13 protein-coding genes are annotated in these 14,566 nt (G+C 65.3%); 2 read left to right on the top strand and 11 right to left on the bottom strand.

Annotated elements, in window-relative coordinates:
- Window positions 1-29: 29 nt before the first annotated feature.
- The gene (locus KMZ29_RS22070; RefSeq protein ID WP_215621187.1) at window positions 30-824 is read right to left on the bottom strand and encodes an enoyl-CoA hydratase/isomerase family protein; all 795 of its coding nucleotides are present in this window, start codon (window positions 822-824) and stop codon (window positions 30-32) included.
- 225 nt (window positions 825-1,049) lie between these two features.
- Here KMZ29_RS22070 and KMZ29_RS22075 point away from each other — a divergent pair, with 225 nt between their 5' ends.
- Together KMZ29_RS22075 and KMZ29_RS22080 are read left to right on the top strand one after the other, a co-directional pair.
- A complete protein-coding gene (locus tag KMZ29_RS22075; RefSeq protein ID WP_215621188.1) occupies window positions 1,050-1,979 on the top strand; it encodes a glycine reductase in 930 nt (309 codons plus the stop codon).
- Between the two features lie 158 nt (window positions 1,980-2,137).
- A complete protein-coding gene (locus KMZ29_RS22080; RefSeq protein WP_215621189.1) occupies window positions 2,138-3,331 on the top strand; it encodes a CaiB/BaiF CoA transferase family protein in 1,194 nt (397 codons plus the stop codon).
- A 40-nt stretch (window positions 3,332-3,371) separates the two neighbouring features.
- Here KMZ29_RS22080 and KMZ29_RS22085 read toward each other — a convergent pair whose 3' ends face one another.
- The 10 genes from KMZ29_RS22085 to KMZ29_RS22130 all read right to left on the bottom strand — a co-directional run bounded on the left by KMZ29_RS22085 (window position 3,372) and on the right by KMZ29_RS22130 (window position 14,516).
- Window positions 3,372-4,355, bottom strand: coding sequence for an ABC transporter ATP-binding protein (locus tag KMZ29_RS22085; RefSeq protein WP_215621190.1), 984 nt, complete (start codon window positions 4,353-4,355; stop codon window positions 3,372-3,374).
- Window positions 4,352-5,332, bottom strand: coding sequence for an ABC transporter ATP-binding protein (locus KMZ29_RS22090; RefSeq protein WP_215621191.1), 981 nt, complete (start codon window positions 5,330-5,332; stop codon window positions 4,352-4,354). Before KMZ29_RS22090 ends, KMZ29_RS22085 begins: the two co-directional genes overlap by 4 nt.
- Window positions 5,332-6,249: an ABC transporter permease gene (locus KMZ29_RS22095; protein WP_215613168.1), complete on the bottom strand. Its 918-nt coding sequence runs from the start codon at window positions 6,247-6,249 to the stop codon at window positions 5,332-5,334. The genes KMZ29_RS22090 and KMZ29_RS22095 overlap by 1 nt, the downstream gene beginning before the upstream one ends.
- The gene (locus KMZ29_RS22100) at window positions 6,215-7,174 is read right to left on the bottom strand and encodes an ABC transporter permease (RefSeq protein WP_215621192.1); all 960 of its coding nucleotides are present in this window, start codon (window positions 7,172-7,174) and stop codon (window positions 6,215-6,217) included. The genes KMZ29_RS22095 and KMZ29_RS22100 overlap by 35 nt, the downstream gene beginning before the upstream one ends.
- 21 nt (window positions 7,175-7,195) lie before the next feature.
- Window positions 7,196-8,992, bottom strand: a complete 1,797-nt coding sequence (locus tag KMZ29_RS22105; protein WP_215621193.1) for a peptide ABC transporter substrate-binding protein — start codon at window positions 8,990-8,992, stop codon at window positions 7,196-7,198.
- Between the two features lie 275 nt (window positions 8,993-9,267).
- Window positions 9,268-10,686: a M20 family metallopeptidase gene (locus tag KMZ29_RS22110; protein WP_215621194.1), complete on the bottom strand. Its 1,419-nt coding sequence runs from the start codon at window positions 10,684-10,686 to the stop codon at window positions 9,268-9,270.
- A 125-nt stretch (window positions 10,687-10,811) separates the two neighbouring features.
- Window positions 10,812-11,648 carry a sugar phosphate isomerase/epimerase family protein gene (locus tag KMZ29_RS22115; protein WP_215621195.1) on the bottom strand — a complete coding sequence of 279 codons (837 nt, stop codon included), beginning with the start codon at window positions 11,646-11,648 and terminating at the stop codon, window positions 10,812-10,814.
- Complete coding sequence (locus tag KMZ29_RS22120; protein ID WP_215621196.1) at window positions 11,648-12,304, bottom strand: hypothetical protein; 657 nt, start codon at window positions 12,302-12,304, stop codon at window positions 11,648-11,650. The genes KMZ29_RS22115 and KMZ29_RS22120 overlap by 1 nt, the downstream gene beginning before the upstream one ends.
- Before the next feature lie 25 nt (window positions 12,305-12,329).
- Entirely contained in the window at window positions 12,330-14,042 is a 1,713-nt protein-coding gene (locus KMZ29_RS22125; RefSeq protein ID WP_249779760.1) for an FAD-dependent oxidoreductase, read from the bottom strand.
- Window positions 14,043-14,162: 120 nt separating this feature from the next.
- Complete coding sequence (locus KMZ29_RS22130; protein WP_215621198.1) at window positions 14,163-14,516, bottom strand: DMT family protein; 354 nt, start codon at window positions 14,514-14,516, stop codon at window positions 14,163-14,165.
- Window positions 14,517-14,566 lie beyond the last annotated feature (50 nt).

A 14,566-nucleotide genomic window follows, 5' to 3' on the forward strand; every position in this document is an offset into this window, starting at 1 on the left:
CCGCCGTCAGCAGCGCAGCGCACCGCCGCTCACTGCCCGCGGAATACCGGCTTGCGCTTTTCGTTGAACGCCAGCACGCCTTCGCGGCGGTCTGCGGTGGGGACCAGCCGATTGTAGGCCTCGATCTCGAACGCCAGGCCGTCCCACACCGACATCTGCATTCCGCGATGAATGGCCTGCTTGGCCTGACGCACTGCAATCGGCCCGTTGGCGGCGATGCGCCGGGCGATTGCGAGGGTGGTCTCCAGGAGGTCGGCGGGTTCGACCACGCGATTGACCAGGCCCCATGCTTCCGCCTCCGCGGCGGTAAAGGGAAGGCCGGAAAGGATCAGCTCCTTCGCCCGGCGCTCGCCGACGGCGCGGGCCAGGTTCTGGGTTCCGCCGGCGCCGGGCATGATGCCGAGCGTCACCTCGGTCAGGGCAAAGCGCGCATGGCTGGCGGCGTAGACGAAATCCGACGCCGCCGCGATCTCGCAGCCGCCGCCATAGGCCGCACCATTGACAGCTGAGATCAGCGGGATCGGGCATCCCATCATCGCCCGCACCATCCGTTCGAAGATCAAATGCTGCGACTGCCAGCTGGCATCGGTCATGCCGTTGCGCTCCTTGAGGTCGCCGCCGGCGCAGAATGCCTTGGCGCCGCTGCCGGTGACGATCACCGCGCGCAGGCCCTCCAGGTCGGTCGAGAGCGCTTCGAACAGTTCCACCAGATCGAGCCCCATCCGCGTATTCAGCGCGTTCGACGCCTCGGGCCGGTTGAGCGTGACGAGGAGGATCTGATCGTCGTCGCGGGAAACCATGATCGTCTCGAAATCAGCGCGCATTCCATTCTCCCTTCGCGGACCGGCCGCATCTTCGGCCCATGCCCGATCGGAGACAACCGGCAAAGGTCCGGACGGATCGAGACGGCATGCCCGCTCGCTTCGTCATGCCGCCTCTGCGCCAGCGCCGGAGCTTGCCGCGCGATCGCGGCTTGACCCGAACCGGGCGATCTCTAGTCTGGCCGAAAGTCGATTGAAGATCCGACGGTGCAAGCGCAGGAGAGACACATGCCAGGCTCGCTCGATGACCAACTTGGCTTTGCGCCCGACTACGATTCCCCGATCCCCTATATGCAGCGCACCCGCGACTATTACGCCGCGATCGGCTACACCACACCCTATCGCTGGGCGCACCATGTCGATGCGCCGTTCCAGCCGCTGAAAAAGCCGCTGGCGCAATCGCGCGTGACGATCGTCACCACCGCCGCCCCCTACGATCCGGCCAAGGGCGATCAGGGCCCCGGTGCGGCCTATAACGGCGGCGCCAAGTTCTACCAGGTCTATGACGGCGACACCTCGAAGCCGCACGACCTGCGCATCTCGCATATCGGCTACGACCGCAAGCACACGTCGGCGACCGACAGCGGCACCTGGTTTCCGCTGCCGCAGCTTCTGAAGGCGGCCGCCTCGGGGCGGATCGGCGAGGTCGCGCCGCGCTTCTTCGGCGCGCCGACCAACCGCAGCCACCGGGTCACCATCGACGTCGACGCCCCCGATATCCTCGCCCGCTGCCTCGCCGACAAGGTCGACGTCGCGGTGCTGGTGCCGAACTGCCCGGTGTGCCACCAGACGTCCGCGCTGGTGGCCCGCCACCTCGAAGCCAACGGCATTTCCACCGTGGTGATGGGATGCGCCAAGGACATCGTCGAGCACGCGGCCGTGCCGCGCTTCCTGTTCTCCGACTTTCCGCTCGGCAATTCCGCCGGCAGGCCGCACGATGTCGAGTCGCAGGCGCTGACGCTGGAGCTGGCGCTGAGCCTGCTCGAGCGGGCCTTCGGCGCCCGCACCACGATGCAGTCGCCGCTGCGCTGGAGCGAAGATGCCTCCTGGAAGCTCGACTACAACAACGTCGCGCAGATGAGCCCGGAAGAACTGGCGCGGCGCCGGGCCGAATTCGACAAGCAGAAGGAGATCGCGCGCGGCAACCGGGCCGCCTGAGGCGCGATCAAACAACAATCGGGCCATCGCAACAACGATCGGCCTCTCACATTTCGTCATTGCGAGCGAAGCGAAGCAATCCATCTCGCCACGAGAAGAAAGAATGGATTGCTTCGTCGCTTCGCGCCTCGCAATGACGCTCTCAGGAGGACGTCCAAGTGACCCGACCGTTCGAAGGCGTGAAGATTCTCGACTTCACGCAGGTGCTGGCTGGCCCCTATGCGAGCTACCAGCTCGCGCTGCTCGGCGCCGACGTCATCAAGGTGGAGCGCCGCGAAGGCGAGGACATGCGCCGCACCCCGCTCAGCCGCGAATGGGCCGAGCGCGGCCTCGCCCCGGGCTGGCAGGCGATCAACGGCAACAAGCGCAGCCTGACGCTCGACCTGCAGAAGCCGGAAGCGATCACCATCGTCAAGCAGCTCGCCGCCCAGGCCGACGTGGTGATGGAGAATTTCCGGCCCGGCGTGATGGACAAGCTCGGGATCGGCTACGCCGCGCTGTCGGCGATCAATCCGCGGCTGATCTATTGCGCCATCTCCGGCTTCGGCCAGACCGGCCCGGAACGATCCGGCGCGGGTTACGACGGCAAGATCCAGGCGCTGTCGGGCATCATGGCGATCACGGGTCACGAGGAGACCGGGCCGACCCGCGCGGGCTTTGCGGTCTGCGACGTGCTGTCCGGCGCCACCGCCGCCTTCGGCGTATCGAGCGCGTTGTTCCAGCGCACCCACACCGGCAAGGGGCAGATGGTCGACGTCTCGATGCTCGAGGCGTCGCTGGCGTTTCTGTCGGGACAGGTGGCGGACTACACCGTCGCCGGCCATCGCCAGCAACTGTCGGGCAACCAGGCGGTGAGCCGCCGGCCGACCGCCAACCTGTTCAGGGCGGGCAAAGGCTATCTGCTGCTCGCCGTGAACAGCGAGAAGCAATACCGCGCGCTGATGACCGCGCTCGGCCGCGCCGACACGCTGGAAGACCCGCGCTTTTCCGACTGGTTCGCACGGCAGGAAAACGAGCCGGCGCTGCGCGCCATCATCGAGCAGGCGCTCGCGAACAAGGACCCGCGCGAGTGGGAGAAGATCCTCGAGGCGGCAGGCGCGCCCTGCGCCAGCATCTGGAAGATCGAGGAGGTGATCGATCACCCGCAGATCTCGGCGCGCGGCGCCATTCAGGAGATCGACACGCCCTATGGCCGCCTGCGCTTCGCCGGCAGCGGCTTCCAGCTTGCCCATGGCGCCGGCAGGCTCGATGCGATGGCGCCCGAACTCAGCGCCCACACCGAGGAAGTGCTGATCTCGCTCGGCTATGGCGCGGATGCGATCGCGGAGCTGCGCGCGCGCGACGTCGTCTGAGCGGCGGCGGCGCTCAAGCGATTGCATTCATGGCTTCGCATCACGCCAGATGGCAGGCCACGAGATGCCCGTCGCTTCCTTGCTTCAGTTCGGGCGCAGTCTGCCTGCAGCGAGGCTCGGCGACGGGACAGCGCGTGTGGAAGTGGCAGCCTTGCGGCGGGTTCATCGGGCTTGGCACATCGCCTTGCAGGCGTATCCGCTTGCGCTTCACCTTCGGGTCCGGCACCGGCACGGCGGATAGCAGCGCCTGCGTGTAGGGGTGCTGCGGATTGCGATAGAGGTCGCTGGCACTGGCGAGCTCGACGATGCGGCCGAGATACATCACCGCCACGCGGTCGGAAATATGCTCCACCACCGAAAGATCGTGGGCCACGAACAGGTAGGTGAGGTTCAGCTCTGCCTGCAGATCTTCCAGCAGATTGATCACCTGCGCCTGAATGGAAACGTCGAGCGCCGAAACCGGCTCGTCGCAGACGATGAATTTGGGCTCCACTGCAAGCGCCCGGGCGATCACGATGCGCTGGCGCTGGCCGCCGGAAAATTCGTGCGGGTAGCGGCGCATGTGCTCCGCCTTCAGCCCGACCTTGACGAGCAGGCTTGCCACCCGTGCCTCGCGCTCGCTGGCGGAGGAACCGAGCTGGTGGATGGTGAGAGCTTCGCCGAGGATGGCGCCGACGGTCATGCGCGGATTGAGCGAGGCGAACGGGTCCTGGAACACGATCTGCATGTTGCGCCGCATCGCGCGCAGATCATTTCCGCTGAGCCCCAGCACGTCCTGCCCGTCGAACATCACCTCACCGGCGGAAGGCTCCAACAGCCGCAGCACGCAGCGCGCCGTGGTGGATTTGCCGCAGCCGGACTCGCCGACGAGGCCCAGCGTTTCGCCGCGCTTGACTTCGAACGACACGCCGTCCACCGCATGTACGCGCCCGAGCTCGCGCGACAGCAATCCGCCCTTGACCGAGAAATACTTCTTCAGGTCGGTGACCCGCAGCAAAGGTTCGCTGGTTTGAACTTCGCTCATGGCGCCGCTCCGAGATGACAGGCCATACGGTGGCCGGGCGCGATCTCGCGCAGCACCGGTTCCTGTTCGGAGCAAATCTGCATGGCGTGGCGGCAGCGCGGCGCGAAGCGGCAGCCGGGCGCGGGGTTGATCAGGATCGGCACCGTGCCGCCGATCGCCTCGAGCCGGGTCTTGTGCTCGCTGTCGAGGTCGATGCGCGGAATGGAGCGGATCAGGCCTTGCGTGTAGGGATGACGCGGGCTTTCGAACAGGCTGTCGACATCGGCCTCTTCCACCACCTTGCCGGCGTACATGACCACGACACGCTGCGCGGTTTCGGCCACCACGCCCATCGCATGGGTGATCAGCATGACGGCCATGCCGAAGCGTTCCTTCATGTCCTGCAGCAGGTCGAGGATCTGTGCCTGGATGGTGACGTCGAGCGCGGTGGTCGGCTCGTCGGCGATGACGAGCTTGGGCTTGCAGGCCAGCGCCATCGCGATCATCACGCGCTGGCGCATGCCGCCGGAGAACTGGTGCGGGTAATCGTGCAGCCGGCCCGCGGCATTGGGGATCTGCACCAGCTTGAACATCTCGACCGTGCGGTCGAGCGCGTCCTTGTTCGACAGGCCTTCGTGACGGCGCAGGCTCTCGGCGACCTGTTCGCCGACGGTCAGCACCGGATTGAGCGAGGTCATCGGCTCCTGGAAGATGAAGCCGATCTCCTTGGCCCTGATGTCGTCGAGCTGGCTGCTGGTCAGCGGCACCAGATCGCGGCCCTCGAACAGGATTTCGCCCTGCACGATGCGGCCCGGCGGCATCGCGATCAGCTTCAGGATCGACATCGCCGTGACCGTCTTGCCGCAGCCGGACTCACCGACCACGCAGAGCGTCTCGCCCTTGTTGAGCGTGAGGTCGACACCGTCGACCGCCTGCAGCATGCCGTCGTCGGTGGCGAAGTGCGTCTTCAGGCCCTTGATCTCGAGCAGCGGCGCCATCAGATCACCTGCCGCGCATCGAGCGCGTCGCGCAACCCGTCGCCGATGAAATTGATGGCGACGACCGCGATGAAGATGGCGCCACCCGGAAACAGCGCCCAGTGCGGGCCGATGTCGAGGAAGTCCTTGGCATCGTAAAGCAGCCGTCCCCAGGTCGGGGTATCCGGCGGAAAGCCGAGCCCGAGAAAGGACAGCGTCGATTCCGCGATGATGGCTGCGGCCACGTCGATCGTGCCCGCGATGATCACCGGTCCCACGGCGTTCGGCAGGATGTGACGCACCACCTGCCGCACCGGACTGGCGCCGAGCGCGCGCGCGGCCTCGACGAACTCCTTCTCGCGCAGCGATAGGAACTGGGAGCGCACCAGGCAGGCGACCGGCATCCAGCGCAGGCCGCCGATCACCAGCACGATGAGAATGAAGATGCCGCCCTCCGGGCCGAACACGGCTTTCAGCCCGTCGCGGAACAGGTAGATCAGCAGCAGCAGCAGCGGCAATTGCGGCATCGAGAGGAAGAGATCGGTGAGCCACATCAGCGCATGCCCCAGCGCGCCGCGCGACATGCCGGCGAGCGCGCCGATCAGCGTACCGACGATGACGGCGACCATCATCGCCGCGAGGCCGACGGCGAGCGAGATGCGCCCGCCATAGATCATGCGGGCGAGGATATCTTGTCCCAGATCGTCGGTGCCGAACGGATGGGCGAGCGACGGACCCTGCAGGCCGGCGGTGATGTCGATCTCGTTGATGGCGACGCGCCAGACGAACGGGCCGAGCACGACGGCCAGGATCAGCACCAGCAGCAGCACAGCGCTGACGGTTGCCGGCCGGTGCCGACGATAACGCCGCCAGGTCTCCCGCCACGGCGAATAGGTGCGCCGCTCAGCGGAAGGAGATGCGAGGGTCAAGCCAGCCATACAGCACATCCGCGATCAGGTTGAAGAACACTACGAGACAGGCGAACACGAAGGTCACGGCCATGATGACCGGCGTGTCGTTGGAGAGAATGGAGGAGATCAGCAGCGAGCCGATGCCCGGAATGCGAAAGATCTGTTCGGTGACGATGGCGCCGCCGAAAACCGCCGGCATCTGCAGTGCGATCAGGGTGACGACCGGGATCATGGCATTGCGCATCGCGTGCTTGACGATCACCCTGGCCTGGCCGAGTCCCTTGGCGCGGGCCGTCGTGACATAGTCGAGCCGGATCACGTCCAGCATCGCCGAGCGCACGAAGCGGGTCATGGACGCGCCCTGAAACAGGCCGAGCACCATGACCGGCATGATGGCCTGCCGGATTTGCCCGAACAGCCAGCTAATCCCGGTGCCCTTGACGTCGGTCGAATACACGAACGGCAGCCAGTCGAGCGTCACCGAGAAGATCAGGATGAACAAGAGCCCCGTAAAGAAGGTCGGCAACGAGAAGCCGATGAAGGCCAGCGTGTTGGCGATCTGGTCGAAGATCGAATAGGGCCGTGTGGCGGCGAATACGCCGACCGGAATCGCCACCAGCAGCGCCAGGATTTGCGCCGAGCCGATCACGTAGAGCGTGGTCGGCAGCCGCTGCAGGATCAGGGTGTCGACGTTCATCCGGCTGACAAAGGAAAAGCCCCAATCGCCCTGCGCCATCGCCGCGAGCCAGCGCAGGTAACGAATGTAGATCGGATCGTCGAGGCCGAACTTGGCCCGAAGCGCCGCGCCGACTTCGGGCGGCACGTTCGGGTTGGTCGCAAGCTCGCTGAAGGGATCGCCGGGCGCCAGCGCCAGCACGATGAACAGCACGAGCGAGATGCCGAGCAAGCTCGGCACCGCGATCAGGAGGCGACGCAGGACATACTGACCCATGAGGGAAAAATCTCTTCGCGGCTATCCCGTCGCCTCGCGGTACCAGTCCTGGATGTTGTCGGTTTCGTTGGACCAGCCGGAGAGCACCGGGCGCAGCGAGTTGGACGTGGCTTCCACCTTCAGGCGGTGCATCACCGGGATCACCATCGTGTCCTGCCACATGATATCGTTGGCCTTGATGTAAAGGCTGGCGCGCTTGATCGGATCGATCTCGCCCTCGGCTTGTTCAATCGCCGCATCGAACTCCTTGTTGACCCAGCGCGGGAAGTTCTGGCCTTGCCACTTGTTCTCCTTGGTCGCGACGTTCTTCGACAGATAGCGCCGCATATGGAGCGCCGGATCCGGCTGCGTCATCGGGATCTGGAACATCTCGAGGTCGGCGTAGAACTTGGAGTAGGTGTCGGGATTGGCGACGTCGGAGGAGAAGAACACGGACGCCACCACCGACTTCAGTTCGACGTCGATGCCGGCCTTCTGGCACGCCTGCTTGACGATCGCCTGGGTCTTCTGGCGCGGGCCGTTGATCGAGGTCTGGTAGACCAGCTTCAGCTTCTTGCCGTCCTTTTCGCGGACGCCGTCCGCTCCCAATTTCCAGCCGGCCTCGTCGAGCAGCTTGTTCGCCTTCTCGATGCTGAATTCCCACGAGGTGTTTTTCGAGACGTATTGCGCCGGCCCGTTCAGATAGTTGGCGGTGGTGCGTCCGGCGCGGCCGTAGATGACCTTCTGCACGGCTTCGCGGTCGACCAGCAGGCTGAGCGCCTTGCGCACCTTGGCATCGGACAGGATCGGGTGCTTCGTCTTCATCGAGGACCGCTCGCCGTCCACCTCGGTGTTGGGGTCGGAGAAGTTGATCATGATGAATTCGATGTCGCCGCCCACGGCGTAGCTGGTCTTGCCCTTGCCGCCCTTTTCGAGCCGCAGCAGGACTTCATCTTCCACCTGCATGTTCCAGGCGAAATCATATTCGCCGGTCTGGATCACGGCACGCGCCGCCGAGACGGCGTCGCCGCCGCCCTTCATCTCGACCGTGTCGAAATGCGGCCGGTTCGGCATGTGATAGTCCATGTTGATCTCGCCGCGCACGACGTCGCCCGGCTTGAACTCGACGAATTTGTAGGGACCGGTGCCGATGGGCTTCAGATTGTTCGGCGCCTCGCGCGATTTCGCGCCCTTGTACTCGGCGAACAAATGCTTCGGTAGGATACAGCCATAGGCGCCGACAAAGGCGTTGGCCCAGAACGGGGTCGGCGCCTTGAACAGAACGCGGACTGTGAGGTCGTCGACCTTCTCGACCGTGATGTCGCCGTAGACGCCTTTGCTCACGGCAGCCGTGGCGGGATCGCTTGAATATTCCCAGGTGAACACCAGATCGTCGGCCGTCAGCGGCTTGCCGTCATGCCATTTGACGCCGGGCTTGATTTTCCAGGTCACTGACTTCGCGTCGGCGGCGAGGCCGCCATTCTTGATCGACGGAATTTCGGCGGCGAGGATCGGGTTGAGATTGCCGTCGCCATCCCAGCTGGCGAGCGGTTCGTAGAACAGGCGCGAGCCATCCTGGTCCTTGGTGCCGGTGGCGAAATGCGGGTTGAGCAGGGTCGGCCCCTGCCACCACAGCAGCTTCAGCGGGCCGCCGCCGCCGCGTTTGGTCGGCCGATAGGTCATCGGACTCTGGGCCATGGCCACGCCGCCGACCGCGAGGATCTGCGTCGCCATCGGCGCGGTCAGGCCGAACGCGGCCAGGCGTTGAATGAAGCCGCGGCGATCCATGCGGCCGTCCTTCACCTCGTCGATCATGGTTCGCAGTTCGGTGTCCAGCATCGTCGTCCCCGTATGGTTCTGGTTTTGTTGCGGCGCGCCGCCGGGCGGCAGCGTCGGGTGTTCTCCGGTAAGATGGCACACCAAATGCCCCGGAGGTCAATGTTCCGTGATTGACAATCCGCAGGATGGCGAAGCGGCCATGATTTTTGCTTGGGCAGAAACATGCGGCGCCGCACATCGCTTCGGCAATCCGGCGGCCTTGACACGCCAAAGCGCGGTAAAATGCACCCCGGAGTGCAAAAAATTTGTTCGCCCGGCGCCAAGGCCTGGCCGGATCAGGTCAGGGACATGTCCAGCGGCGGTGCAACATCGTCCGGCAGCGGGCTGACATAGGGCGTGCGGGCCGTGCGCTTTTTGAGGTCGGCCTTGGCGGCGGCGATCAGATCCGGTTCCGTCAGTGCCTTGACGCCGAGCCCCGCCATGGCCTTGGCGGCCTGCACCATGGCCTTGTGGGCGGCCGGGCTCTTGCCCTGCGCCACCACCTGCCAAGTGTGGAGCGGGGTGCCGATGGCGATCGTCGGGGCATGGACCTGAACGGTCGGGACGACCCAGCTCACGTCGCCCACATCGGTCGAACCGATGAGCGGATTGCGCTTGGCGTCGAGCGGCACGAGGAAATCGGCCAGCGGGCGGTCAGTGGGCTCCATGCCGATGGAGTAATAGACGGTGGCGATGTCCTCGTCGGTCAGCGTCGAGCGGATCTTCGCGGCGAAATCCTTGTCCGCCGCGTCGAAATGCGGAGGACCCAGTTCCTCCATGACCCGGTGCAGCGTTTCCTCGAGAGGGGTGTTGGGTAACAGATTGGAGACGGCGGAAATGATCCGCATCTCGACCCCGGTTTCGGTCATCAGCGCCGCCCCCTGCGCGATCTTGTGGACACGCTCCACCAATTCGTTCATGCCGGGCAGGTCGCGGGCGCGGATGGAATAGCGCACGCGGGCATGGGCCTGCACTACATTGGGGGCGATGCCGCCGGTGTCGAGCAAGGCATAGTGTACGCGGGCGTCGCTGGGCATGTGCTCGCGCATGTAGTTCACGCCAACATTCATCAGTTCCACCGCGTCGAGCGCGCTGCGGCCCAGATGGGGCGAGGCGGCGGCATGCGAAGTGCGCCCGGTGAAGATGAAATCAGCCCGCGTGTTGGCCAGCGAAGGAGTTACCGCCACCTCCCAGAAACTATTGGGGTGCCAGGAGATGGCGACGTCGGCTTCATCGAAGGCGCCGCAGCGCACCATGAAGGCCTTCGCTGCGCCGCCCTCCTCCGCGGGGCAGCCGTAATAGCGCACGCGTCCGGGTACCTTGTGGACGGCAAGCCAATCCTTCACCGCCGTGGCGGCGAGCAACGCGGCCGAGCCGAGCAAATTGTGGCCGCAGCCATGGCCATGCCCTCCCGCCTCCACCGGGCGGGCCTCTGCTACGCCGGCCTCCTGACTGAGACCGGGCAGGGCGTCGTATTCGCCGAGGAAGGCGATGACGGGCCCCCCCTCGCCCCATTCGCCCATCAGGGCGGTGGGAATACCTGCGACATTCTCTGCGATGCGGAAGCCCTGATGGCGCAGCTCGGCCAGATGTTCGGCGGAGGAGCACGCCTCGGTGTAGCACACTTCGGGCATCGCCCAGACGTTGTCGCTCAGGGCGATGAAACGCGCCTTGATGGCGTCGACGCCACGCCAGATGTCACTGCGGTTATCCATCGTCCGATCCTTGATCCAATGTAAGATTGGAATCGCTATCAGCTTCGGCAAAGCCCGCCTAGCGCCGGCCGGGGCACCAGCCATGCGGAAAGAAAACGCGTCAAGACAAAAGTCCCGGTTCTGTTTCAATCCGAACCGGGCTCCAGGGGTCTGCCGGTTGCCGCCGCCAACACCTTCCTGGCCGCGCCGAGCGCGCGCTGGGCGCGAACCTTCGCATCCACCGTCCTGGCAAGCTCGGCGGTCGGAACTTCGATGCTGACGGCGATATCCGGCGGCATCGCGCGTATCAGCGAGACCAGGTCGATGCCGCCCTCCCCGGGAAACATCCGCTCATAACGGGCGGCATGGATCATTTCTTCCGTCGTCGCCGGCCGTTCGGCCGGGCCGTCGCATAGCTGCCAGTAGTGAAGCCGGTGCGCGGGAATTGCAGCAAGTTCGCCGATCGAACTGTTCGATCTGTCGAAGTGCAGCGCATCCACCAGGACCCCGGCATTCGCCTGTCCGGTTTGCGCGACAATTGCGCTGGCCGTCGCAAGGTCGGGGACATGGGTCCATGGCATGAATTCGAGATCGGCCGTCAACCCGTGTCGTGCCGCAGCCTGACAAAATCCCGCAAAGCGATCCGTGAACCGATCGAGGTCGGGATCGTAGGCTGCGACCAGAATGTGTTTTGCGCCGAGCCGCGCCCCGGTCTCGAAAAACGCGGAGAATGCGGCAATCTCGGTTTCCGGCCTGAACGCCACCACCTCCAGATCCGCAACGGTGATGCCGGTCGCGTCGAGCCGGGCGATGGTTTCCTTCAGGCCGGCTGCATCTTCCATCAACGGATAGGCGACACCACCCGGTACGGCCGGCAGCAGCCGGATTCCGACGTGGTCATAACCACAGGCCGCAGCGACGTCGATCAGCGCGGGCGGCGCGAGTTCGAGTGCCGTCAGCGCGGCGAGCGAGAACGAGGGCATTATTCCATCCTCGCGATGCGGGCATCGAGCGCGAACATCGCTTGGTAAATCTCCGGCTCGCCGATGCCGCCGAGCAGGTCCGGCGCCATTTCGGCCGCCTGGCGCAGTGCGCTGCGCAGCGACGTTTCGTCGAGCGCCTCGATGATCAGAAGCCCGGCAAAGAACCCCTCGTTCTGCCGCATTCCCTTCTCGACCGTCGGCACCGAGGTCCGGGCGTGGTCGGTCGCACCGATCTGCACCGCAGCAATTCCGTCGAGCGCGACGATCGCGTCGGCCAGCCGCTGCGGTTTCTCCGGCAGCTGCGCGATACGCAGCGCGACAATGGTGGCGCCCTCTCCCCGGCCGGCCCGTGCCGCCATGGCGCCGCCGCCGCGAATGAAGTTGCCGAGCTGCGGCATGATGCGTTGCGACCACGGCGTCGGCGCATTGAGCCGCGCGAGGTAGGCAGGCCCATCGAGAACCTCGGGCGCTTCCAGTTCGTAGAGAATGAAGAAACGATTGATGTCGGCCCGCGCGGCGCGGAACACGCGTGACGCCAGGAATCCCTTCGTCGTCACGCGTTCGGTGGTGTGCTCGCGCGTCAACCAGTGCCGATAGTCGGTCAGGTTGTCGGGCCCGACGTCGCTCCAGATGGCAAGAAAGCCTGCGCCGCGCATTCCGGTCTCCTCCCAAATAGTCCGCCTAGGCTCGGGACGCCCCGGTGGACAGGGATCGCCGGGCTGCGTCCGACGCCGCGACATAGGCAAACGCGACGGCCGGCCCGAGTGTGATCCCCGGTCCCGGGTAGGTTCCCCCCATAATCGACTGCATGTCGTTTCCGCAAGCGTATAGTCGCGAGATCGGTCGATTGCTGGAATCCAGCACGCGAGCCATGTCGTCCGTGACAAGCCCCGCCGAGGTGCCGATATCAGAGGGATAAAGCCGGAGCGCATAGAACGGGGCCGCCGCGATCGGGCCGAGGTTGGGGTTGGGCCCGCCGGCCAGCGCATCGCCGTTGTGGTTTTGATACACCGTGCTGCCCCGGCCGAATTCGGGATCACGGCCGGTTTGCGCAAAGCCGTTCATGTTGTCGACCGTTTCGCGCAAATGCGCGGGATCGATGTTCAATCGCCGCGCCAGTTGTTCGATGGTGTCTGCGGTGGTGAGATATCCGTCGGCGACGGCAGCCTTGGTACCCCAGCCGCCGGGGCGCACCATTCCGAGACCGTATTTCCGCAGCGCCGCCGCATCCGCGATCAGAAATGCCGGGATCGCCGGCTTGCCGTGCGCCAGCATCTCCAGCGCGAACTGATGATAGGAGATCGCTTCGTTGACGAAACGCCGGCCGTTGCTGTCGACGACCAGCGTCCCCGGCTTGCCGCGATCCAGCACAAAATGCGGAAACACCGCGCTCGATCCGTCCGCGCGGCGCCGGATCGACGCCGGCGCCCAGAAGGCGGCGCTGAGGTCCCTGTCGCTGATGCGCGCGCCGATCTCGAGCGCCTTGTCCTGCGCGTCGCCATTCGCGCCCGGTGCAACGGAAGACCACTCCGCGTCGATGCCCAGCGCCGCGGCACGCCGTTCGGCGTGGCGGCTGAATCCACCACCCGCCAGGATCAGTCCGCCGGCGATGCCGATCTCGCGCGAGGCGCCGTTCGACGCCAGGCATGCGCCGGTCACGGGCCCGTCGGCATCCCGCACGATCCTCGCAAGGGAAGTGCCGGTGAGGATGTCGACGTCACGGCGGATCAGCGAATAGAGCAGCCGGCCGATCAGCGCGTTGCCCATCACGAGCCGGGTGCCCCGGCTCCGGCTCAATCTGTCGCGCGCATAACGCGCCACAAGTCCGGCGGAATGCAGCAGGGATTTGATGGATTTCGTCGACGACAGCAAATGACCGATATCGGTCCTGTCGACCATCATTCCGCCAAGCAGCGTGAACTCCGGAAGCGGCGGACGAACCAGCCTGAACGCCTCGCCGAGCAGCCGTCCGTCGAACGGCAGCGGCTCCAGCGCGCGGCCAGCCACGGCCCCGCCCTCGAGTTCCGAACGATAATCCGGATGACGCGCATAGGCCCGCAGCTGGACCTCGGAATGTGCCTCGAGGATCGCGACCGCCTCGGGACCGGCCTTCAGAAAACTGGCGCGCAGCGACGCGTCCGCCCGGTTTCCTATGATCTGCTGCAGATATCTTTCGACGTTCGCCTCGCTGTCGGAGGCTCCTATCTCGGACGCGAGGCGGGTGTTCGGTATCCAGATCGATCCCGCCGACAGCGCCGACGTGCCGCCGACAAAAGCGGTCTTCTCCACCAGCAGCGTCCTGGCGCCCCCGATCGCCGCGAACAGCGCCGCCGACATGCCCGCGGCTCCCGCGCCGATGACGACGACGTCGTAGCTTGATGAAACATCGGACAATCTTGAATGGAGCAAGAACTACCCAACATGACGGCGAGAGCAAAGATCCCGGATCGTTCTATCGCTCATCCAGGCGGCTAGCAAACGAGCAGCATCGGTGGCCCCGGATGAATTCGGAAATCACGACCACTTGTGAAAAATGAAGAACGCCCCCGCCGCGATCAGTGCGAAACCCAGCCCGTGATTCCAGCCCAGCGGCTCCTTCAGATACAGCACCGAGAAGCCGGCGAACACCACCAGCGTGATCACCTCCTGCATGGTCTTGAGCTGCGCCGCCGAATAGACCGCGTTGCCCCAGCGGTTGGCCGGCACCGCGAGCCAGTACTCGAAGAACGCGATGCCCCAGCTCGCCACCACCACGAGCGGCAGCCAGCTCCCCTTGAACTTGAGATGGCCGTACCAGGCAAAGGTCATGAAGACGTTGGAGGCAAACAGCATGAGAACCGGCAACACAGCGGGCGAAGTGGTGGGCATGAATGTCCTTTCGAAAGGTCCGCGGCTGAACGGATCGGCGTGGAACCCGG

Origin of the sequence: Bradyrhizobium sediminis, assembly GCF_018736085.1 — a bacterium.
Lineage (GTDB): Bacteria > Pseudomonadota > Alphaproteobacteria > Rhizobiales > Xanthobacteraceae > Bradyrhizobium > Bradyrhizobium sediminis.

Excerpts from the sequence above, each read along its gene's own strand:
- KMZ29_RS22085 (WP_215621190.1), bottom strand. The coding sequence starts at position 4,355 with ATGAGCGAAGTTCAAACCAGCGAACCTTTGCTGCGGGTCACCGACCTG.
- KMZ29_RS22090 (WP_215621191.1), bottom strand. The coding sequence starts at position 5,332 with ATGGCGCCGCTGCTCGAGATCAAGGGCCTGAAGACGCACTTCGCCACC.
- KMZ29_RS22115 (WP_215621195.1), bottom strand. The coding sequence starts at position 11,648 with ATGCCCTCGTTCTCGCTCGCCGCGCTGACGGCACTCGAACTCGCGCCG.
- KMZ29_RS22070 (WP_215621187.1), bottom strand. The coding sequence starts at position 824 with ATGCGCGCTGATTTCGAGACGATCATGGTTTCCCGCGACGACGATCAG.
- KMZ29_RS22105 (WP_215621193.1), bottom strand. The coding sequence starts at position 8,992 with ATGCTGGACACCGAACTGCGAACCATGATCGACGAGGTGAAGGACGGC.
- KMZ29_RS22100 (WP_215621192.1), bottom strand. The coding sequence starts at position 7,174 with ATGGGTCAGTATGTCCTGCGTCGCCTCCTGATCGCGGTGCCGAGCTTG.
- KMZ29_RS22075 (WP_215621188.1), top strand. The coding sequence starts at position 1,050 with ATGCCAGGCTCGCTCGATGACCAACTTGGCTTTGCGCCCGACTACGAT.
- KMZ29_RS22095 (WP_215613168.1), bottom strand. The coding sequence starts at position 6,249 with ATGGCTGGCTTGACCCTCGCATCTCCTTCCGCTGAGCGGCGCACCTAT.
- KMZ29_RS22110 (WP_215621194.1), bottom strand. The coding sequence starts at position 10,686 with ATGGATAACCGCAGTGACATCTGGCGTGGCGTCGACGCCATCAAGGCG.
- KMZ29_RS22120 (WP_215621196.1), bottom strand. The coding sequence starts at position 12,304 with ATGCGCGGCGCAGGCTTTCTTGCCATCTGGAGCGACGTCGGGCCCGAC.
- KMZ29_RS22130 (WP_215621198.1), bottom strand. The coding sequence starts at position 14,516 with ATGCCCACCACTTCGCCCGCTGTGTTGCCGGTTCTCATGCTGTTTGCC.